The sequence below is a fragment of the Sphingomonas sp. jy18 genome (genome assembly GCF_056931895.1).
Window position 1 is genome coordinate 1 of sequence record NZ_JBXPBT010000001.1, and the last position, 18,938, is coordinate 18,938.

Here is an 18,938-nt window from a genome sequence, read left to right on the forward strand (position 1 = left end):
CCAGGACAAGAACAGCCACGGCGAGACGGCAGGGTCCGCTGTGACGGGCCTGTGCGCCTGACCGGGCCGCTAAACCCGGTAGGCGCGTCGGGGCGTATAACCGATATGGTTCGTCTTGTCAAGATGGGCGTGCCGATTGAGGCTTGGTGCTGTGTCGCTTTATCTCACACAAAGGCACGAAGGCACGAAGCGGGGCTGTGCCGCGGAGCGGAGTTTCCGGTCGGCGGTGCGGCAGGGGCTGCGGTCGTTGGAAAGGCTGGCTTTGCCACGCTGCCGGATCTTTGTGCCTTTGTGCCTTTGTGCCTTTGTGTGAGATTTTCCGGTTCTCGCGGAGACGCGGAGACGCGGAGGGGGGAGCAAGAGTATTTCACGCAGAGGCGCAGAGGGCGCAGAGATTTGGGCTGGGCCGCGAAGCGGCTTGTTTTTGCCTTGTCGGATTGGACTGCGGGGTTGCGGGATTGGGGCGGCTTCGCCGCATGGCTTCTCTGCGATCTCTGCGGTTTTCTTCCTCTGCGCCTCTGCGTGAACCCTTTTGTGCCCCCACGCCTCCGCGTCTCCGCCTGAACCTCTCCCCTCAGCGCCTCTGCGTGAGATACTCCTGCTCATTCAATCAGGTGCGCGATCGCGGTTGGGAGGCTGTGTCAGGTTGTCGCCTGATCAAACACCGCCTCTGCCTCCCGCTTCAGCCACGCCATCGCCGCTGCCCAGGGGCCGTGGCCGTGGCTGATGCGGGCGACGCCGAGTTGGGCGAGGCGGCGATGGGTGGGGACGCCTTCGCCGATCAGGATGTTGACCGGCAGCGGCGAGGCTTCGCAGAGTTTGGCGATCAGCGCTTCGTCGCGGACGAAGGGGAAGAAGATGCCGCGCGCGCCGGCGTCAGCATAGGCGCGGGCGCGCTCAAGCGCGGCGTCGGCCAGCGCGGCGTCGTGCGTGTCAGGCGCGTTGACGATGAACAGGTCGCAGCGGGCGTTGACGAACAGCCCTGAGTCCGCAGCGGCGCGCAGGCGCTGCACCTGTTCGGCCACATCGACCATCTGGCGGGTGCCGGCGCGCTTGTCCTCCATGTTGATGCCGACGATGCCGGTCTGCGCGGCCGTCGCGACCGAGGCGGCAACCTCGGCCGGGGTGGCGCCATAGCCTGCCTCGAAGTCGAGCGTGACAGGCAGATCGACCGCGCCGACGATGCGCCGGGCATTGTCGAGCGCGAGCGCCATCGGCACGGTTTCCCCGTCCTTCAGGCCATTGGCTTCCGCCACGCCATAGCTGCCGGTGGCAATCGCCCTCGCGCCGGCGGCCGCCACCGCCCTGGCGCTGCCGGCATCCCAGATGTTGTAGAGCAGCAGCGGCTTGCCGGGCACGTGCAGGCTGGCGAAATGATCGACGGCGGTGGTCATAAATTGGCTTCCCTTTCCAGCAGCTTTGCCTTGCGCTCCAGCCCATAGGCATAGCCGCCGAGCGTGCCGTCGGTCCTTACCACACGATGGCAGGGGATGAGCACGGCGACATTGTTGGCGCCATTGGCCGAGCCGGCGGCGCGGACCGCGGCGGGCTTGCCGACGGCGGCGGCGATCTGTGCGTAGCTGCGGGTTTCGCCGGGCGGGATCTTCATCAGCTCCGCCCACACCGCCTGCTGGAAGGCGGTGCCGGCGACGTCGAGCGGGAGAGTGGCCATGCGGCCCGGCTGTTCGACCGCCTGCACCGCGCCCTCCACCAGCCCGGCCATCGCCGCGTCTGCGGGGAGCAGGGTGGCGTTGGGAAAGCGGCGGGCGAGGTCGGCCGCGTCTTCATCGAAGGACAGGCGGCAGATGCCTTTTTCCGTCGCCGCGACCAGCATCGCGCCCAGCGAGGTTTGGGTGACCGCCCAGCGGATGGTGACGCCCGCGCCGCCATTGCGCCAGGCGCTGGGGGTCATCCCCATGCGCCGCCCTGCTTCGGCATAGAAGCGGCTGGGGCCGGAATAGCCGGCGTCGTAGATGGCGTCGGTCACCCTGCCCTGCCCGCTCAGCGCCTCCCCGGCGCGTCTGGCCTTGAGCGCGCGGGCGTAACCGGCGGGGGTGGCGCCGGTGGCGCGCTTGAACAGGCGGTGGAAATGGTGCGGCGCGTAGCCGACAGCGGCGGCGAGCGCGTCGAGCGCGGGCGGTTGCTCAGCGGCGAGCAATGCCACGGCCTTGGCGACCGCGATCTCGTCCCGCGCGACATCGTCGGGCAGGCAGCGCTTGCAGGCGCGCAGGCCGGTGGCGGCGGCGGCCGGACCATCGGCAAAGAAGCGGACGTTGCTGCGGGCGGGATGGCGTGCGGCGCACGACGGGCGGCAATAGATGCCGGTCGTCAGCACGCCGGAGACGAAGCGACCGTCGAAGGCACGGTCCCGCCGCAACACGGCGGCCCAGGCGGTGTCGGCATCAACCGGCAGGGGGCCGGCCAGCGTCTGGGCGGGGGCGGCAACGGGGTGGCTCATCGCGTTCATGCCCGGTCTACCCGCGCGGCGAAACAGCCATGCGCGGCGTTGTGCGCATGGATATAGGCGATGGCGGCGTCCGCGAACAGAGCGCGGATGGCCGCATCCGCGTTGCCGGGCGCGGCGAGCGATGCGCCCTTGAGCCGCCCGTCGGCATCGAACCCGCGCAACGCGATCGGGCGATTGGCCAGCACTGGCGGCACCGCATCGACATAGGTTGCGGGGGCGACACCGGCGCGGACATAGATGGCGTAGGCACTGCGATAGGGCGTGGCGACATCGTGGCTGACATGGTGGAGCAGGATCAGCTCTTCGCCGGCTTCCGCATCGTCGAGGCTGATGCGGCAGGGAAAGCCGGGCTTGGTGGTGGCGGTGACGCGCTCTGCCCGCTGCGCGGCGAGCGCGGCATCGTCCATGGCGAACAGCGGGGCGAAGGGTTCGGGCGAGAGGCCGGTGATGCGGTAGGTCATGGCTGGGGTCCTTGCTTGGGTGTGCCAGACCGCAATAGGCGCAGGAGGCACCCCCTTGCGTCCCGCCGATTGCTTTCAAAGCTGGCGGAGCCACCACCTTGCCGGTAGGCAGACGCCAGAACCCGCAACAGGAGCCGCCGAGCCCGTGACCGCGCCGATTCGCCTTGCCGCCCTGACGCTGATTGCCGCGCTGTCGATCGGTGCGGCGCGTCCGGCGGTGCCGGTCGAGGCGGAACCCGAGACTATCGCTGCATCGCCCTCCACCGACGATGTCACCGCGACCGAGCGCAGCGTGGTGCGGGTGGTGACAGTGGCGACGGTGCTGGGGCAAGTGGTCGGCTTCGGCCATGGCAGCGGCTTTGCCATCGCCCCCAACCGCATCGTCACCAACGCGCATGTCGTGGCCGATGCAGAGGAATTTCCGGACAATGTCGTGATCGGCATCGTGCCCAGCGAAGGATCGCGCAGCTATGCCGGGCGGCTGCTGCGCATCGACCGGCGGCGCGACCTGGCGCTGATCGAGATTGTCGACGGGCGGGTGCCCGCCGCGAGCGTTTACACAGGGCCGGTGGCGCAGCGGGAGAATGTGTTCGCGCTGGGCTACCCCGGTAATGTCGATGTCGCGACGGCGCGCAGCATGGACGAATTCATCCGGCCGCGCACGCCGCTCGCCTCGGACGGCATCATCTCCGCGCGCGATTCCATCGGCGGGGTCGATGCGCTGGTGCATGACGCCGACATCGCGCGCGGCAACAGCGGCGGGCCGCTGGTCGACGGGTGCGGGCGGGTGATCGGCGTCAACGCCTTCATCAGCCGCGCCGACGAGGGCGATTCACCCTTCTCCTTCGCGGTATCGGTGCGCGAACTCGCCCAGTTCCTGCAGGATGCGGGGCAGCGCTTTACCGGCGTCGCCAACGAGTGCCTGACGCTGGCCGAGGCCGCCGCCCGCGACGGGGCGATGGATGTCGAGGCACGGCGCGCCGCCGCCATCACCGCCGAGCGCGATGCGGCGCGGCGCGAGGCGCGGGCGCAGGAGCTGGAACGGCTGCGCGACAATGCCCAGAGCCGGCGCGAGACCTATATCGCGCTTGCCATCGTGCTGTTCGGCGCGGCGGTGCTCGCGGGTGCGGCGTCCTTCATGTACGCGGGCCAAACGAAGCCGCGCGAGCAGCGCGCCGCGATACTGGCGGGCGGGCTGCTGGCGCTGGCCGCGCTGATCGTGTTCCTGCTGCGCCCCAGCCCCGCCGACGTGCGCCTGCCGCCGCTGGAGGACGAGCGACCCCTACCCGCCGCCGAGCCGGTGGCGCTGACCGGCAATCTGCTGTGCACCGTCGACCGCAACCGGGGGCGGATCACCGTTTCCGCAGGCGACGATGTGGCGCTGAGCATCGATGGCGACGGCTGCGTCAACGGGCGCACCCAATATGTGCGCGGGCCGGACGGGCTGTGGTCCCGCACGCTGGTGCCCGAACAGGATGCGACGATCAGCCGCGTGACCTATGACGAGGCGAGCGGCACCTATGTGGTGCGCCGCTACCTGATGTCGCTGGCGGGGATGGAGGCTGCGCGCCGCCAGCGCGGCCCGGCCGAGGCGCGCGGCTGTACCGCCGACCCCGAGCGGCTGGCCGAGCTGCTGGCCCGCGAGGGCGCCATCGCCGCGATCCTGCCGCCGCGACCGAACGAGGAGCTGATCAGCCAGTGCCGGGCGGTGCCGGCCGCGGCACCTGCCGCAGCGCCGTGATGCTGACGCTGCAGCAGATCAACGACGAGGTGCAGCGGCTGCGGACATTGCTGCATGGCGAGCCGGTGGAATGGATGGACTTCGGCGTCGATCATGATTTCGGTTGCTGCCATGTGCGCATCGATGACCGCTATCACTGGATCGGTATGGAGCGAGGGCAGGAAACGGCGCATCAGGTGACCGACGATGCCGACGAACTGCTCTACTGGATCGTCTCCGCCAACGCCGCCGGCTCGGCGAGCCAATGGGAAATGGAGCATCGCCACCCGACCGACGATTTCCGCCGCCGCTATTTCGCCCGCACGGTGGCGCTGCTCGCGCGGGTCAAGCCGGAATGGGCGCAGCGGCAACAGGCGGAATGGGATGCCGTGCTGAGGCGACATCCGTTTGTCGATGGCGGGACGAGCGCAACGTGAGGCGGGGAGGCTTTGAGCGGGTCAGGGTCGAACGGTAGGCCGCTATTGGCGATCGCTGGACGGGAGGCGGGACGGCAGGAATTGGGTGGAAAGCAGGCGTCACGACATCTAATGCAAGGCCGCTTTGATAGTGGAGATGCGCTGGTGAAAATGGGCAATCATCGGTTGAAGTGCTGCCTGCTGATAATGTTCTTGGCGGCATTGCCGTCATGTGTATCAGTCGGTGACAGCGGAGCGACGGCTGGAATAGCATTTTTCACCGACACGGCGCACAATCAGATCGTAATTCGACGAGATGAAATATCAGTCTCTGGACGTGTTTATGCCCTGACAGACTGCTCGCGTGATGGAGTTTTCTGTTTGAGCGGTATTTTTCGAATCGAGATGTCCAATGACTGTCGCGCACTTTATCCACAAGACGCAACTATGCGTGAACCAATATTGGTGGCAAGTAACTACCATCAGAGAGTCTATTGGCTATACTATGCAGATTCACCACAATTCATTGTCGAATACAAAGTACCGGAAGGGGTAACCGCCCTATTTTTTGCAGAAAGTCCATCAACTTTCCGAGACTTTGCTGCCGACGGGAATGGCAACATTGGCCGGTTAACTCAGTATCGTTTTGCTGCGCAAAACCCTAGCTTCGGCTGCTCATAGAACGTGACAACCCGCTGTCCGCAATTGGGTCGTTAGCAGACCGGCAGCTTTTGCGTTCGCCCCGACTTCCGCCAACAGCCGAAATATACTCGACTTCTGCCCTGCTCAACCGTCGCCCCGTGCTCGACACGGGGCTTGGCTCATCCACGCGCGTCCTTGCACAAGGGGCAGCCGAGCCCCGGATCAAGTCCGGGGCGACGGGTGGGCGAGACGTCGACCATTGGGTTGTTGGCGGACAGGCTGCATCCGGCTCTTGCCCCGTTCCCCGCCAATGGGTGGAATAGGGTGGATTGCTGGCATTTTGCCATCGTCGCGCGAGCGGACTCGCGACAGAGGGCAATGGCCGCCAATCGCGGTCGAACCTGATATTGTGCAATATAGGGCGGCGCGGGAGCGGCAGCGATGACCGCTCGCCATCAATTGGGACAAGCGCCACGGATGCGCGCAAATTCCGCATCGCTCATCGTATCATATCGCCGCATTGCCGCTCCCGCGTGAAAGGCGATGCCAATATCGACGTCGGGCGCGTTGGCCCGGAATATCTCGTTTCGTATGCCCGGCGCTGAGCAGAAATCCTCCTGCGCCAGCGGAACATTGATCGGAGCAATGTTGCGCGATGCCCCTGCTTGCGAAGCATAGCCAGCAAGAAACGCAATTTCATCGCGCACAGGGATACTGTAATTCTCGTTTGCGATATTGCGGGGCAGACCTGAGTTGGCGGCTACAATTGCCCTCACTGCTTCCTGCGCAACGCGAACAAGTGCCTCATAGGTTGGTTGATAAGTGCTTGGTCTGCCAGTGATCATCGAAATCGTTTCAGCATTGTATCGGTCATTCGCCGCAGTGATGGCCGTTGATGCCACCGCGAAGTTAAATGCTTCCGGTGCAGTGGTGCGCACCGTTGTTTGCCCGCTTGCGGATATGACAGGCAAATCTACTGCAACATTCGAGTTAACTGTAGCAGCGCCGCTGGACCTGTCATTTTCACCAGCGATACCACCATTTAGCAGCGCTAAGGCATATAATCCTGGCTGACCGCGTCGTGCTGCATCAAATGCCAGAGCTTGCATGAATTTTGCTTCCGCATCAGCTCCATACTCACGCACGAAGGACTGCGGAATCAAGGATTCATAACCATTAAGTTTTGACGCCATTGTTCCCAACAGTCCGCGAAGGTCTACTATATTTAAACTCTTTATGTCTGTTTCGCGGAAGCTGTTGTAATTCGGATGACTCTGCAAAATCCCTGCCCGAAAATCACTGTCTGCGACTGAAGGCGCTGGTGCTGCTGGTGTTTGCGCCAACAACGCGTTGCCATGCTTGACCGGCACCATAGCCAGCACCCCAGCAACCGCCGATATCAACAAAACATGACGCAAGCGTCCCAATGGCAGACCCTTCGCAACGGCGTCTCAACTCACTCAGCCGGTCTGCAGGAGCTAAACTCCCGCCTCTGGCCTGTCCAGACCGGCGAGGCCTTACATCGGCTTATTCCTCTACCGATCAGGTCGGAACAAGCTGAGCGGCCCCCGTCAAGCAAGGAAAGGCGGATAAGCCGAACGACCGCCTCGGAGTCGTTAGCAGACCGGCAGCTTTTTGCGTTCGTCCCGACTTCCACCAACAGCCGAAATATACTCGACTTCTGCCCTGCTCAACCGTCGCCCCGTGCTCGACACGGGGCTTGGCTTTTCCACGCGCGTCCTTGCACAAGGGGTAGCCGAGCCCCGGATCAAGTCCGGGGCGACGGGTGGGGGAGACGCCAGCCATTGGGTCGTTGGCGGACCGGTTGCATCCGGCTCTTGTTCCGATCGCCGCCAATGGTTGGAATGGGGCGGATTGCTGGCATTTTGCCATCGTCGCGCGAGCGGACTCGCGACAGAGGGCAATGGCCGCCAATCGCGGTCGAACCCGATACTGTGCAATACAGGGCGGCGCGGGAGCGGCAGCGATGACCGCGCGCCATCAATTGGGGCAAGCGCCACGGATGCGCGCAAACTCCGCATCGCTCATCGTATCATATCGCCGCATTGCCGCTCCCGCGTGAAAGGCGGTGCCAATATCGACATCGGGCGCGTTGGCCCGATACACATCGTTTCGTATGCCCGGCGCTGAGCAGAAATCCTCCTGCGCCAGCGGAACATTGATCGGAGCAATATTGCGCGAGGCGCCCGCTTGCGAGGCATAACCAGCAAGGAAGGCAACCTCATCGCGCACGCGCAGGCTGTAATTCTCATTGGCAACACTGCGCGGCAAGCCGGGGTTGGCCGCCACAATTGCTCTGACTGCTTCAGGCGGAACGCGAACACCCGCCTCAATGTTGGGTTGATAGGTGCTTGGTCTGCCAGTGATCATCGAAATCGTTTCAGCATTGTAGCGGTCATTCGCCGCAGCGATGGCCGTTGAGGCAACCGCAAAGTTGAAGGCTTCCGGGGCGGTAGTGCGCACCGTTGTTTGGCCGGTTGCTGATGTGAGTGGTAAGTTAACAGCAACATTTGAATTAACGGCGTCCCTTGACAATTCGTCTAGTCCACCATTTAGTAAAGCACGTGCGTAGATTGCAGGTTCACCTCGGCGTGCTGCATCAAACGCCAAAGCTTGCATGAATTTTGCTGTCGCGTCCCCCCCAAACTCGCGCACGAAAGACTGTGGAATCAAGGATTCGTAGCCATTAAGCTTCGCGGCAATAGTTCCAAGCAAGCCGCGCAACTCCACATCACTCAAACTAGCAATATCCGTTTCACGAAAGCTGTTATAATTGGGGTGGTTCTGAAAAACTACCGCACGAAATGCGCTGTCTGCTACTGATGGTGCTGGTGCTGCTGGTGTGCGCTCACCTTGCGCCAACAACGCATTGCCATGCTTGACCGGCACCATAGCCAGCACCCCAGCAACCGCCGATATCAACAAAACATGACGCAAGCGTCCCAATGGCAGACCCTTCGCAACGGCGTCTCAACTCACTCAGCCGGTCTGCAGGAGCTAAACTCCCGCCTCTGGCCTGTCCAGACCGGCGAGGCCTTACATCGGCTTATTCCTCTACCGATCAGGTCGGAACAAGCTGAGCGGCCCCCGTCAAGCAAGGAAAGGCGGATAAGCCGAACGACCGCCTCGGGGTCGTTAGCACACCGGCAGCTTTCTGCGTTCGCCTCGACTTCCGCCAACAGCCGACATGTACTCGACGTCTGCCCTGCTCACCCGTCGCCCCGTGCTCGACACGGGGCTTGGCTCATCCTCGCGGGCCCTTGCACAAGGGGCAGCCGAGCCCCGGATCGGGTCCGGGGCGACGGGTGCGCGGAGACGTCGGGCGTGGCGGGGTGTCGGGGCCGTGGGGTGCCGCTAGCTGCGGGTCCGTGGGTGCAGATCAGCCTCCTGTGCCGGGCCCATCGCGTGCATGTCTGTCCATCCAGTCGAGCACCTTCGCCTGGACATCCGATCGCCACACTATCTCGTGGCCGCCGTCGGGGATGGCGAGGAAGACAGCATCGGGCCGTGCCTCGGCCAGACGTCTGCCGAAGCGGATGGGGATGGTTTCATCGGTGACGCCGTGCACGATCAGGATCGGCGCGGCGACGCGGCCGATCTTGGCGCGATTGTCGTAGCGATCGGACAGCAGCCAGTCGGCGGGCACCCATGGCAGGCGCTCTTGAACCAGCGGCACCAGCCCCGCGTGCGGCGCGACAAGCACCAGCGCGCGCGGGCGCTGTTCGATCGCCATCTGCACGGCGACGCCCGATCCGATGGAATAGCCGACGATGATGCTGTCCCGTGCAGCGATGCCATTGGCCGCCATCCAGCCGAGGGCGGCGCGACCGGCGGCGTAGAAGGCCTGCTCCGAGGGCGCGCCGGGGGCGCCGGCATAGCCGGGATATTCCGGCAGGACGGCGCCATAGCCCGCCGCCACCCAGGGCGCGACCGCCTGCGCGCTGCCTTCCACACTGTCGCCATTGCCGTGGAAAAACAGCAGGGTGGGCATATCGCCGCGGGCTGCGAGGACCGCGAGGCGGATCGGCAGACCATCGGCGGTGCGCGTTTCGACGAGGCTATAGTCGGGGCCGATGCCGCCCCAGTCGTGGGTCCCGCGCCAGGAGCCGGGGTAGATCAGCCGTTGCTGCTGGCTGTAGAGCGCCGCCAGCAGCGCCGCATAAAGGCCGGCGGCGATCAGCGCGTAGAGCAGCAGTCGGCGACGCCAGCCGGTCACCTCAACCCCCGCACGCCTTGAACAGCGCCAGTGTCCGTTCCCGCGCCAGCTCGCTCGATTCCTCGTGATAATCCTTGCGCCGGTCGCTGTTGAAGCCGTGGTTGGCGTCATAGACATAGATTTGCGCCAGCGGGTGCGCTTTGGCGATCAAGGCTTCGACGCCCTCCATCGGGATGCCGGCATCGAAGCGGCCGAAATGGGCGATGGTCGGGCATTTGGGGGCGAGGTCGATGAAGGTGGTCGGCACCAGACTGCCATAATAGGCCGAGGATGCGGCGAGATCGTCGCTGCGGCCGGCCATCGCCCACGCCACCGAGCCGCCGTAGCAATAGCCGGTGATGAACACCGGGCCCTTGCCCTTGAGCGCGTCGATGCAGGTCTGCGCGTCGGACAAGCTTCGCTCGAACGGATGGAGCTGGCGGGCGAGTTCGACCGCGCGGTTGAAATCGGGGCCGGTATACTCCGCCTCGAAGCCGGGATGTTCGCGATCGAACAGCGCGGGGGCGAGCACTTCATAGCCATCGGCGGCATATTCATCGCACAGCTCGCGGATGTGGTCGGTGACGCCGAAAATCTCCTGGATCAGCACCAGCCCGCCGCGCCGATCGCCCGCAGGCTGCGCGTGATAGACGGCGACATCGGCGCCGTCGGCCATGGTCATGCGGATCATTTCACCCATCGTCATCTCCCTGCCCCCAACAGTCTCTCGCTGCCGCAGCACTGCCCTGCTCCTGACTATAGTGCAAAGCAAAGGGCAAGCCCTTGGCAGGCTCTGCGCAATCGGGTTCGGGATTGCCGTGCGCTACCTTGCATTGCAGCATTCGCGATGCTAGGCGCGCCCCCGAGATCGCCCCCGACGGCGTTTTTCCGTGAATCGGAACGCGACTCACCTGCTTCCACCGGAAGCGGGGACAAGTCCCACACAGGACACAGGCAAGGGAAGATTAGGCGCGTGGAGCATTCCGGCGGCATGCAGGCAAGTTTGGCAGGGCGCTATGCGCGTGCGCTGTTCGATCTGGCGCAGGAGCAGGGCAGCCTGGCTGCGGTCGAATCGTCGATGGCCGCGCTGGGCCAGGCGCTGACCAGCTCCGACGAGCTGAAGGCGCTGGTTGCGAGCCCGGTGGTCAGCCGCGCCGATGCCGGCCGCGCGATTGCCGCGGTGGCAGCCTCAATGAAGCTCGACCCGCTGACCGGCAATTTCCTGGGCGTGCTCGCCAAGAACCGCCGCCTTGCCAAGCTGGGCGACGTGGTGCGCGCCTTTGCAGGCATGACCGCATCGCACCGTGGCGAGGCGACCGCCGACGTCACCTCCGCGCACCCGCTGTCGTCCGATCAGGTTTCCGCGCTCAAGGCCAAGCTGAAGAGCCGCCTGGGCCGCGACGTCTCCGTCAATCTCACCGTGGATCCCGCCATTCTTGGCGGCCTCATCGTCAAGGTCGGCTCCCGGCTTGTCGATTCGTCGATCCGCACCCGTCTGAACACCCTCGCAAACGCGATGAAAGGCTGAACATGGAAATCCGCGCCGCAGAAATCTCCAAGGTCATCAAGGACCAGATCGCCAGCTTTGGCGACGATGCGACGGTGTCCGAAATCGGCCAGGTGTTGTCCGTCGGTGACGGTATCGCCCGCGTCCACGGCCTCGACAATGTCCAGGCCGGTGAAATGGTCGAGTTCGCCAATGGCGTGAAGGGCATGGCGCTCAACCTCGAAGCCGACAATGTCGGTATCGTTATCTTCGGCTCCGACGCCGAAATCCGCGAAGGCGACACCGTGCGCCGCACCGAGACCATCGTCGACGTGCCGGTCGGCAAGGGCCTGCTCGGCCGCGTGGTCGACGCGCTCGGCAACCCGATCGACGGCAAGGGCCCGATCGTCGCCGAAAAGCGCAGCCGCGTCGAAGTGAAGGCGCCGGGCATCATCCCGCGCAAGTCGGTGCACGAGCCGGTGCAGACCGGCCTCAAGGCACTGGACGCGCTGGTGCCCGTCGGCCGCGGCCAGCGCGAGCTGATCATCGGCGACCGCCAGACCGGCAAGACCGCCGTCGCCATCGACACCTTCATCAACCAGAAGACGGTGAATGCGGGCGACGATGAGTCGAAGAAGCTCTATTGCATCTATGTCGCCGTCGGCCAGAAGCGCTCGACCGTTGCCCAGATCGTCCGCGCGCTCGAAGAAAATGGCGCGATGGAATATTCGATCGTGGTCGCCGCGACCGCATCCGAGCCGGCGCCGCTGCAGTATCTGGCGCCCTACACCGGCGTCGCCATGGGCGAATATTTCCGTGACAACGGCATGCACGCCGTCATCGTCTATGACGATCTGTCCAAGCAGGCCGTCGCCTATCGCCAGATGTCGCTGCTGCTGCGCCGTCCGCCGGGCCGCGAAGCCTATCCGGGCGACGTCTTCTATCTGCACAGCCGCCTGCTGGAGCGTGCGGCGAAGATGAACGACGACCATGGCGCCGGATCGCTGACCGCGCTGCCGATCATCGAAACCCAGGCGGGCGACGTGTCGGCCTACATCCCGACCAACGTGATTTCGATCACCGACGGCCAGATCTTCCTCGAAACCAACCTGTTCTATCAGGGCATCCGCCCCGCCATCAACGTCGGCCTGTCGGTGAGCCGCGTCGGCTCCGCCGCGCAGACCAAGGCGATGAAGAAGGTGTCGGGCTCGATCAAGCTCGAGCTCGCCCAGTATCGCGAGATGGAAGCCTTTGCGCAGTTCGGTTCGGACCTCGATGCATCGACCCAGAAGCTGCTCAACCGCGGTGCGCGCCTGACCCAGCTGCTGAAGCAGCCGCAGTTCAAGCCGATGCCGTTCGAAGAGCAGACCGCGTCGATCTATGCCGGCACCAACGGCTTCCTCGACGCCGTCGCGGTGACCGACGTGTCGCGCTACGAAGAAGCCATGCTGGGCTATCTGCGCAGCGAGCATGCCGACATCCTGGCCGACATCCGCGACAGCCGCGATTTCAGCGATGCGACCAAGGCCAAGCTGAAGGATGCGCTGACGGTGTTCGCGGGGCAGTTCGCGTAAATCCTGACATCGCGCCCTCCGCGCAAAGGCGGGGGCCCGGCCCCGAAGATGGCGGTCGGGGCGAGGTCAGGAGTTGGGTTCCCGCCTTCGCGGGAATGACGAAGGGTAAAACGGAGCCGAAATGGCAACGCTGAAGGAACTCAAGGGCCGCATCTCCTCGGTCAAATCGACCCAGAAGATCACCAAGGCCAAGAAGATGGTCGCATCGGCCAAGCTGCGCCGTGCGCAGGCGGCGGCCGAAGCGGGCCGCCCCTATGCACAGCGGCTGGAAGCGGTGGTGGCCAGCCTGGCATCGAAGGTCGGCCAGTCGGACAGCGCGCCCAAGCTGTTGTCGGGCACCGGCAAGGATCAGGTGCATCTGCTGCTGGTGCTCAATTCCGACCGCGGTCTGGCTGGCGCGTTCAACTCGAACATCGTCAAGGCCGCGCGCGACAAGGCGCAGGAGCTGATCGGCCAGGGCAAGACGGTCAAGTTCATGCTGGTCGGCCGCAAGGGCCGCCCGGTGATCAACCGCCTGTTCCCCAAGATGGTGGTCGCCCAGTATGACACCACCGGTTTCCGCGACCTCAGCTTTGCCAATGCGCAGGAGATCAGCGAACAGCTGATGGCGATGTACCAGGCGGGCGAATTCGACGTCGCGCACCTGTTCTTCTCCAAGTTCCGCTCGGCGCTGTTGCAGGAAGCCACCGGCCAGCAGATCATCCCGGTCGCGCCGTCGGCCACGGCGGCCGCTGCCGGCGATGCGGCAGTCGAATATGAGCCCGACGAGGAAGCGATCCTCGCCGACCTGCTGCCGCGCAATGTGACGGTGCAGATCTTCAAGGGCCTGCTGGAAAATGCCGCCTCCGAACAGGGTGCGTCGATGACCGCGATGGACAATGCCACGCGCAACGCCGGCGACCTGATCAACAAGCTGACCATCCAGTATAATCGCAGCCGCCAGGCCGCGATTACCAAGGAACTGATCGAAATCATTTCGGGCGCGGAAGCGCTCTAACCCTGAACACGAAGCGCAAGGACAAACAGATGGCCACCGCAGCCCCCGAAACCAAGAAGCCCCGCGCCAAGAAGGCTGATGCCGTTCCGGCGAGCACTGGCACCAACAATGTCGGCCGCATCAGCCAGGTGATCGGCGCCGTCGTCGACGTCGCCTTCGACCAGCAGGTGCCCGCCATTCTTTCGGCGCTGGAAACCGACAATAACGGCAACCGCCTCGTGCTCGAAGTCGCCCAGCATCTGGGTGAGAATGTCGTGCGCACCATCGCCATGGACTCGACCGACGGCCTGACCCGCGGCCAGGAAGTGACCGACACCGGCAGCCAGATCCGCGTGCCCGTCGGCCCGCAGACGCTGGGGCGCATCCTCAACGTCGTCGGCGAGCCGATCGACGACCAGGGCCCGGTCAACGCCACCGCCACCGCGCCGATCCACGCCGATGCGCCGCTGTTCGTCGACCAGTCGACCGAAACCGAAATTCTCGTCACCGGCATCAAGGTGATCGACCTGCTCGCGCCTTACGCCAAGGGCGGCAAGATCGGCCTGTTCGGCGGCGCGGGCGTCGGCAAGACCGTGCTCATCCAGGAACTGATCAACAACATCGCCAAGGGCCATGGCGGCACCTCGGTGTTCGCCGGCGTGGGTGAGCGCACCCGCGAGGGCAACGACCTCTATCACGAATTCCTCGACGCCGGCGTTATCGCCAAGGACGCCGACGGCAACCCGACGCCCGAGGGCAGCAAGGTGGCGCTGGTGTTCGGCCAGATGAACGAGCCGCCGGGCGCGCGTGCCCGCGTCGCCCTTTCGGGCCTGACCATCGCGGAATATTTCCGCGACGTTGAAGGCCAGGACGTGCTGTTCTTCGTCGACAACATCTTCCGCTTCACGCAGGCCGGTTCGGAAGTGTCGGCGCTGCTCGGCCGCATTCCGTCGGCGGTGGGCTATCAGCCGACCCTGTCGACCGACATGGGCGCGCTGCAGGAGCGCATCACCTCGACCAACAAGGGCTCGATCACCTCGGTGCAGGCGATTTACGTGCCTGCGGACGACTTGACCGACCCGGCGCCGGCCACCTCCTTCGCCCACTTGGACGCGACGACCGTGCTTAACCGCGCGATTTCCGAACTCGGCATCTATCCGGCGGTGGACCCGCTCGATTCGACCAGCCGCGTGCTGACCGCCGCCGTCGTCGGCCAGGAGCATTACGAGACCGCCCGCCGCGTTCAGGAAACGCTGCAGAAGTACAAGTCGCTGCAGGACATCATCGCCATTCTCGGCATGGACGAGCTCAGCGAAGAAGATAAGCTGACCGTCGCCCGCGCGCGCAAGATCCAGCGCTTCCTCAGCCAGCCGTTCCACGTCGCCGAGGTGTTCACCAACATCCCGGGCAAGTTGGTCGCCGTCGAAGACACGGTGAAGAGCTTCAAGGCGGTGGTCGATGGTGAATATGACCATCTGCCGGAAGCTGCCTTCTACATGGTCGGCGGCATCGACGAGGCGGTCGAGAAGGCCAAGAAGCTGGCTGCCGAGGCGTAAGGAATGGATGCCCAGTACGAACGCGAAGCGTCTAACCGCTCAAAGGCGCTAATCGGTCTCTTCTTACTGGTATCACTTAGCGTTGCGATATTCTCGGAAATGTCGTTCGGCATATGGTGGCTTATCATCATTCCGGTTGGCGTTTTCGCGGTTTCGATTGTCGGAGGGCTATGGCTGGCTTTGTATGCGCTCGCCTTTAAGCGTTCGGGGCTGCAAAGTTTGAACAGTGTGCCGGTTATGGTTGGGCAACTAGCTATAGGGACCGCCGGTACATATTACGCGCTCAAAGCAATTCATGGCTGGATAAACTGATGCTCCACTTCGAACTCGTCACCCCGACCGCTCTCGTCCGTTCCGAGGATGTGTACATGGTCTCCGTGCCCGGCACCGAGGGCGATTTCGGCGTGCTCGAAGGGCATGCGCCGTTCATGTCGACGGTCAAGGCGGGCGAGCTGGCCATCTATCGCAGCGCGGGGGCGGAACCCGAGCGGCTGCAGATCGAGGGCGGCTTTGCCGAGGTCAACGACAAGGGCCTGACCATCCTCGCCGAAAAGGTCGGGTAAAAACGGCACATCCAAGTCGAGCCACTGCCATGGTCAAGCCCGCGAAAGCGGGCGGCGAGGGGCGGCTGGCATCGCGCTGCGACCCTCCTGGATTGCCGCCTTCGCGTTAATGACGAGGGTGACCGGCTGGATTGCGCATCCGGGCCCACCAAACCGGCTGTTAACCATGGTGCGTTAGCGCCGCAGCGTGACTGCTGCTCCTGCACCCCGCGCCACCATCCCCGGCATTGCGCCGCTGTTGCTGATCCATGCCTGGCTGGCGGTCGATCAGCTGCTGTTGTGGCGCTTTCTGGGTTTCGGTGGCTGGCCGGCCCTGCTGATCGGTGCGGCGGTGCTGGGTGCGATCGGCTGGATGCTGCTGCGCTGCGGCGCTGCCCTGCCCCGCATCCCGCTGGGCCGGGTGGCGATGCTGTTCGCGCTGGCGCTGCTGCTGTGCGCGCTCGGCGGTCAGGGCAAGCTGTTCTACGCCAATATCGACTGGCAGGTGCGCGATGCGGTGCTGCGCGATCTGGCGGTCAATCCCTGGCCCTTTGCCTATGCCGCGCCGTCCGGCGCGCTGGAGGTGCTGCGCGCGCCCGTCGGCATGTTCCTGATCCCGGCGCAACTGTGGAAGCTGGGCGGTCCGTGGGCCGGGCAGCTGGGCCTGCTGGTGCAGAATGCCGCGCTGCTGACCGCAGTGCTGAGCCTGGGTTCGCTGCTGTTCGCAACAGGCCGGGCGCGGGGCATCGCGCTGGCGGTGGTGACGCTGTTCAGCGGGCTCGACATCGTCGGCCAGGCGCTGTTCCATGCGCCAATCGAGGACCATCTCGAGTTCACCTTCGACTGGCTGCAATATTCTTCCCACATCACCCAGATTTTCTGGGTGCCGCAGCACGCGCTTGCCGGGTGGAGCGCGGCGGCGATGCTGCTGCTGTGGCGCAGCGGGCGGCTGGAGCTGCGCGCGATGCTGGCGATATTGCCGCTGACCGCGCTTTGGTCCCCCCTCGCCCTGCTCGGCGCGATGCCGTTTCTGGCGCTGGCCGGGATCGAGACGCTGATCGCGCGGCGGCTGACCCTGGGCGACATCGGCTGGCCGGCGCTGGCATCGCTGACCGCCCTGCCCGGCCTTGCCTATATGGCGTCGGCGGGGGACGGGGTCGGCGTGCGTCTGCGGCTGGTTCCGCTCGATGGCTGGGGGATCATCGTCGGCATCGAGCTGCTGGTGTGGTCGGTCCCGCTGCTGCTCGCCGCGCATCGCTCCGGTTACGGGCGGGCGCTGCTGCTGCTGGCGAGCGCCATCCTGCCGCTGCTGCCGTTCGTGCAGGTCGGCACCTCGCTCGATTTCCTGATGCGCGCGTCGATCGTGCCGCTGGCTCTGACCGCAGCCTATGCCGCCGAGGCGCTGGCGAACCGCGAGAACGGAGCGGCGTTGCGACTGTGGCTGGGTGCCGTGCTGGCCGTGGGCAGCGTCACCGGCGCAGCGGAAATCCGCCGGGCGCTGGTCGAACCGGCGAGCCCGATGGTCGAATGCAGCCTCTATGGCGCCTGGCGGCCCAATTTCTGGCGGACGCCGATGACCAGCTATGTAGCACCGGTCGAGCGACTGCCGGCGTGGCTGCGCGGGGCGGAGCCGGTGCCGGTCCCGGTCGATGACCCGGCGCTGTGCTGGCATGGCCGGTGGATGCGGCCGACGGGGGTCTAGAGGTTGTCCTGTTTTGTTTGAACCGTAGTGCTGAGCTTGTCGAAGCACGCCTCGCCGATAAACGCCCTTCGACAAGCTCAGGGCTATGGTTCCGATTCAACCCGACCAGGACAGGCTCTAGCGGATCTGCCGCGCCGGGAGCGGGGTGGTGGCGGCGCCCTTGGGCGCGGTGAACCACAGCAGCAGGCCGGCGGCGACGATGCAGGCGGTGCCGGCCATGCCGACCGCGTCGGGCCAGTCCCCGAAGGCAAGGATGCCGATGGCGAGCGCGACGATGATCTGCACATAGCTGGCCGGCGCGATGGTCGCGGCAGAGGCGCGGGTGGTGGCGAGATAGACGAGGAAATGCGCGCTGCTGGCCGACACGGCAACGAGGGCGCAGCGCGCGACCACGCTCCAGTCCGGCACTGGCACTGCCAGCGCGGGGGCGCCGCTGAGCGCCCCGGCCACGGCCGCTGCGATGCAGACCGGCGCCGACCAGGCTGCGGCCCAGAATTGCGCGGCGAGCGGCGAGACATGGGTGGCGCTGGCACGGTTGAGCATCACGAAGCTGGCCATGGCGAAGGCCGCTGCCAGCGGCATCAGCGCGGCCCAGCCCAGCAAGGCGACGTTGGGCCGCAGCACCGCGATGACACCGATGCTGGCGAGCAGGATCGCCAGCCAGCTCCAGCCCCGCACTTTTTCCCCCAGGAACAGTGCGGAGAGCATGGCGATGATCGCGGGCGAGGCAAAGCTGATCGCGGTCGCTTCCGCCAGCGGCATGATGTGGATCGACAGGAAGAACAACAGCGATGCGACCGCCAGCGCGATCCCCCGCGCGGCCTGCAGCCGCATCGACGGCACCGCGAAACCGCCGCGCCCCTGCCGCCACAGGACGAGGGCGCCAAGGCCCAGTGCGCCGAGCGAGAAGCGCAGCGCACCGACCGCGGTGCCCGGCCAGTCGCCGGCCATGGTCTTGATCACCGCATCGCCGCACGACAGCACGACAAAGCCGCACACCGCCAGCAGCAGTCCGCTGCGCTGCGAGGGTTGGACGGTCATCGGCAAGGGTCCTGCGCCAGAGGCATGGGGGTGTCGGAAGGACGCCGCATCCGGCTCCACCGCCCTGCCCCATGCGCGGCCATTAAAATCTTGTCAAAACTTTCACCTTATTCCTCCACCCATCACCAAGGGCGTTTGC

The 18,938-nt window shown here is 65.2% G+C and carries 18 protein-coding genes; 10 read left to right on the top strand and 8 right to left on the bottom strand.

Annotated elements, in window-relative coordinates:
* Positions 1 to 641: 641 nt before the first annotated feature.
* Genes AC0QC4_RS00005 through AC0QC4_RS00015 form a run of 3 tightly spaced genes read right to left on the bottom strand, consistent with a single transcriptional unit; the run spans position 642 to position 2,928 of the window.
* Positions 642 to 1,394 (bottom strand): isocitrate lyase/PEP mutase family protein, encoded by a 753-nt coding sequence (locus AC0QC4_RS00005; RefSeq protein WP_483657492.1) that lies wholly within the window; start codon positions 1,392 to 1,394, stop codon positions 642 to 644.
* Positions 1,391 to 2,467: a bifunctional DNA-binding transcriptional regulator/O6-methylguanine-DNA methyltransferase Ada gene (gene ada, locus AC0QC4_RS00010; protein ID WP_483657493.1), complete on the bottom strand. Its 1,077-nt coding sequence runs from the start codon at positions 2,465 to 2,467 to the stop codon at positions 1,391 to 1,393. Before ada ends, AC0QC4_RS00005 begins: the two co-directional genes overlap by 4 nt.
* A complete protein-coding gene (locus AC0QC4_RS00015) occupies positions 2,464 to 2,928 on the bottom strand; it encodes a DUF1203 domain-containing protein (protein WP_483657494.1) in 465 nt (154 codons plus the stop codon). The genes ada and AC0QC4_RS00015 overlap by 4 nt, the downstream gene beginning before the upstream one ends.
* Positions 2,929 to 3,073: 145 nt before the next feature.
* On the opposite strand from AC0QC4_RS00015, the gene AC0QC4_RS00020 reads away from it, so the two are divergent.
* The 3 genes from AC0QC4_RS00020 to AC0QC4_RS00030 all read left to right on the top strand — a co-directional run bounded on the left by AC0QC4_RS00020 (position 3,074) and on the right by AC0QC4_RS00030 (position 5,745).
* Positions 3,074 to 4,669: a trypsin-like peptidase domain-containing protein gene (locus AC0QC4_RS00020; RefSeq protein WP_483657495.1), complete on the top strand. Its 1,596-nt coding sequence runs from the start codon at positions 3,074 to 3,076 to the stop codon at positions 4,667 to 4,669.
* Positions 4,627 to 5,085, top strand: a complete 459-nt coding sequence (locus AC0QC4_RS00025; protein ID WP_483657496.1) for an Imm63 family immunity protein — start codon at positions 4,627 to 4,629, stop codon at positions 5,083 to 5,085. The genes AC0QC4_RS00020 and AC0QC4_RS00025 overlap by 43 nt, the downstream gene beginning before the upstream one ends.
* A 111-nt stretch (positions 5,086 to 5,196) precedes the next feature.
* The gene (locus AC0QC4_RS00030) at positions 5,197 to 5,745 is read left to right on the top strand and encodes a hypothetical protein (protein ID WP_483657497.1); all 549 of its coding nucleotides are present in this window, start codon (positions 5,197 to 5,199) and stop codon (positions 5,743 to 5,745) included.
* Between the two features lie 416 nt (positions 5,746 to 6,161).
* On the opposite strand, the gene AC0QC4_RS00035 is transcribed toward AC0QC4_RS00030, so the two are convergent.
* From AC0QC4_RS00035 to AC0QC4_RS00050, 4 genes are all read right to left on the bottom strand, one after another.
* Positions 6,162 to 7,133 (bottom strand): hypothetical protein, encoded by a 972-nt coding sequence (locus AC0QC4_RS00035; protein ID WP_483657498.1) that lies wholly within the window; start codon positions 7,131 to 7,133, stop codon positions 6,162 to 6,164.
* Positions 7,134 to 7,707: 574 nt separating this feature from the next.
* Positions 7,708 to 8,673: a hypothetical protein gene (locus AC0QC4_RS00040; RefSeq protein WP_483657499.1), complete on the bottom strand. Its 966-nt coding sequence runs from the start codon at positions 8,671 to 8,673 to the stop codon at positions 7,708 to 7,710.
* Positions 8,674 to 9,106: 433 nt separating this feature from the next.
* Positions 9,107 to 9,943 (bottom strand): alpha/beta hydrolase, encoded by an 837-nt coding sequence (locus AC0QC4_RS00045; RefSeq protein WP_483657500.1) that lies wholly within the window; start codon positions 9,941 to 9,943, stop codon positions 9,107 to 9,109.
* A gap of 1 nt (position 9,944) precedes the next feature.
* Positions 9,945 to 10,622: a dienelactone hydrolase family protein gene (locus AC0QC4_RS00050; protein ID WP_483657501.1), complete on the bottom strand. Its 678-nt coding sequence runs from the start codon at positions 10,620 to 10,622 to the stop codon at positions 9,945 to 9,947.
* Positions 10,623 to 10,895: 273 nt separating this feature from the next.
* Between AC0QC4_RS00050 and AC0QC4_RS00055 the strand changes: the two genes are divergently transcribed.
* From AC0QC4_RS00055 to AC0QC4_RS00085, 7 genes are all read left to right on the top strand, one after another.
* Complete coding sequence (locus AC0QC4_RS00055; RefSeq protein WP_483657502.1) at positions 10,896 to 11,450, top strand: F0F1 ATP synthase subunit delta; 555 nt, start codon at positions 10,896 to 10,898, stop codon at positions 11,448 to 11,450.
* Between the two features lie 2 nt (positions 11,451 to 11,452).
* On the top strand, positions 11,453 to 12,982 hold the full coding sequence (atpA, locus tag AC0QC4_RS00060) for a F0F1 ATP synthase subunit alpha (RefSeq protein ID WP_483657503.1): 1,530 nt from the start codon (positions 11,453 to 11,455) through the stop codon (positions 12,980 to 12,982).
* A gap of 121 nt (positions 12,983 to 13,103) precedes the next feature.
* Positions 13,104 to 13,979: a F0F1 ATP synthase subunit gamma gene (locus tag AC0QC4_RS00065; protein WP_483657504.1), complete on the top strand. Its 876-nt coding sequence runs from the start codon at positions 13,104 to 13,106 to the stop codon at positions 13,977 to 13,979.
* A gap of 29 nt (positions 13,980 to 14,008) precedes the next feature.
* The gene (gene atpD / locus AC0QC4_RS00070) at positions 14,009 to 15,514 is read left to right on the top strand and encodes a F0F1 ATP synthase subunit beta (RefSeq protein ID WP_483657505.1); all 1,506 of its coding nucleotides are present in this window, start codon (positions 14,009 to 14,011) and stop codon (positions 15,512 to 15,514) included.
* A gap of 3 nt (positions 15,515 to 15,517) precedes the next feature.
* A complete protein-coding gene (locus AC0QC4_RS00075) occupies positions 15,518 to 15,826 on the top strand; it encodes a hypothetical protein (protein WP_483657506.1) in 309 nt (102 codons plus the stop codon).
* Complete coding sequence (locus tag AC0QC4_RS00080; protein WP_483658627.1) at positions 15,823 to 16,077, top strand: ATP synthase F1 subunit epsilon; 255 nt, start codon at positions 15,823 to 15,825, stop codon at positions 16,075 to 16,077. Before AC0QC4_RS00075 ends, AC0QC4_RS00080 begins: the two co-directional genes overlap by 4 nt.
* Before the next feature lie 187 nt (positions 16,078 to 16,264).
* Positions 16,265 to 17,758 (top strand): hypothetical protein, encoded by a 1,494-nt coding sequence (locus AC0QC4_RS00085; RefSeq protein WP_483657507.1) that lies wholly within the window; start codon positions 16,265 to 16,267, stop codon positions 17,756 to 17,758.
* A gap of 117 nt (positions 17,759 to 17,875) precedes the next feature.
* On the opposite strand, the gene AC0QC4_RS00090 is transcribed toward AC0QC4_RS00085, so the two are convergent.
* The gene (locus tag AC0QC4_RS00090) at positions 17,876 to 18,799 is read right to left on the bottom strand and encodes a DMT family transporter (protein ID WP_483657508.1); all 924 of its coding nucleotides are present in this window, start codon (positions 18,797 to 18,799) and stop codon (positions 17,876 to 17,878) included.
* Positions 18,800 to 18,938 lie beyond the last annotated feature (139 nt).

Excerpts from the sequence above, each read along its gene's own strand:
- AC0QC4_RS00005 (WP_483657492.1), bottom strand. The coding sequence starts at position 1,394 with ATGACCACCGCCGTCGATCATTTCGCCAGCCTGCACGTGCCCGGCAAG.
- ada (WP_483657493.1), bottom strand. The coding sequence starts at position 2,467 with ATGAACGCGATGAGCCACCCCGTTGCCGCCCCCGCCCAGACGCTGGCC.
- AC0QC4_RS00015 (WP_483657494.1), bottom strand. The coding sequence starts at position 2,928 with ATGACCTACCGCATCACCGGCCTCTCGCCCGAACCCTTCGCCCCGCTG.
- AC0QC4_RS00030 (WP_483657497.1), top strand. The coding sequence starts at position 5,197 with ATGCAAGGCCGCTTTGATAGTGGAGATGCGCTGGTGAAAATGGGCAAT.
- AC0QC4_RS00050 (WP_483657501.1), bottom strand. The coding sequence starts at position 10,622 with ATGGGTGAAATGATCCGCATGACCATGGCCGACGGCGCCGATGTCGCC.
- atpA (WP_483657503.1), top strand. The coding sequence starts at position 11,453 with ATGGAAATCCGCGCCGCAGAAATCTCCAAGGTCATCAAGGACCAGATC.
- AC0QC4_RS00065 (WP_483657504.1), top strand. The coding sequence starts at position 13,104 with ATGGCAACGCTGAAGGAACTCAAGGGCCGCATCTCCTCGGTCAAATCG.
- atpD (WP_483657505.1), top strand. The coding sequence starts at position 14,009 with ATGGCCACCGCAGCCCCCGAAACCAAGAAGCCCCGCGCCAAGAAGGCT.
- AC0QC4_RS00075 (WP_483657506.1), top strand. The coding sequence starts at position 15,518 with ATGGATGCCCAGTACGAACGCGAAGCGTCTAACCGCTCAAAGGCGCTA.
- AC0QC4_RS00090 (WP_483657508.1), bottom strand. The coding sequence starts at position 18,799 with ATGACCGTCCAACCCTCGCAGCGCAGCGGACTGCTGCTGGCGGTGTGC.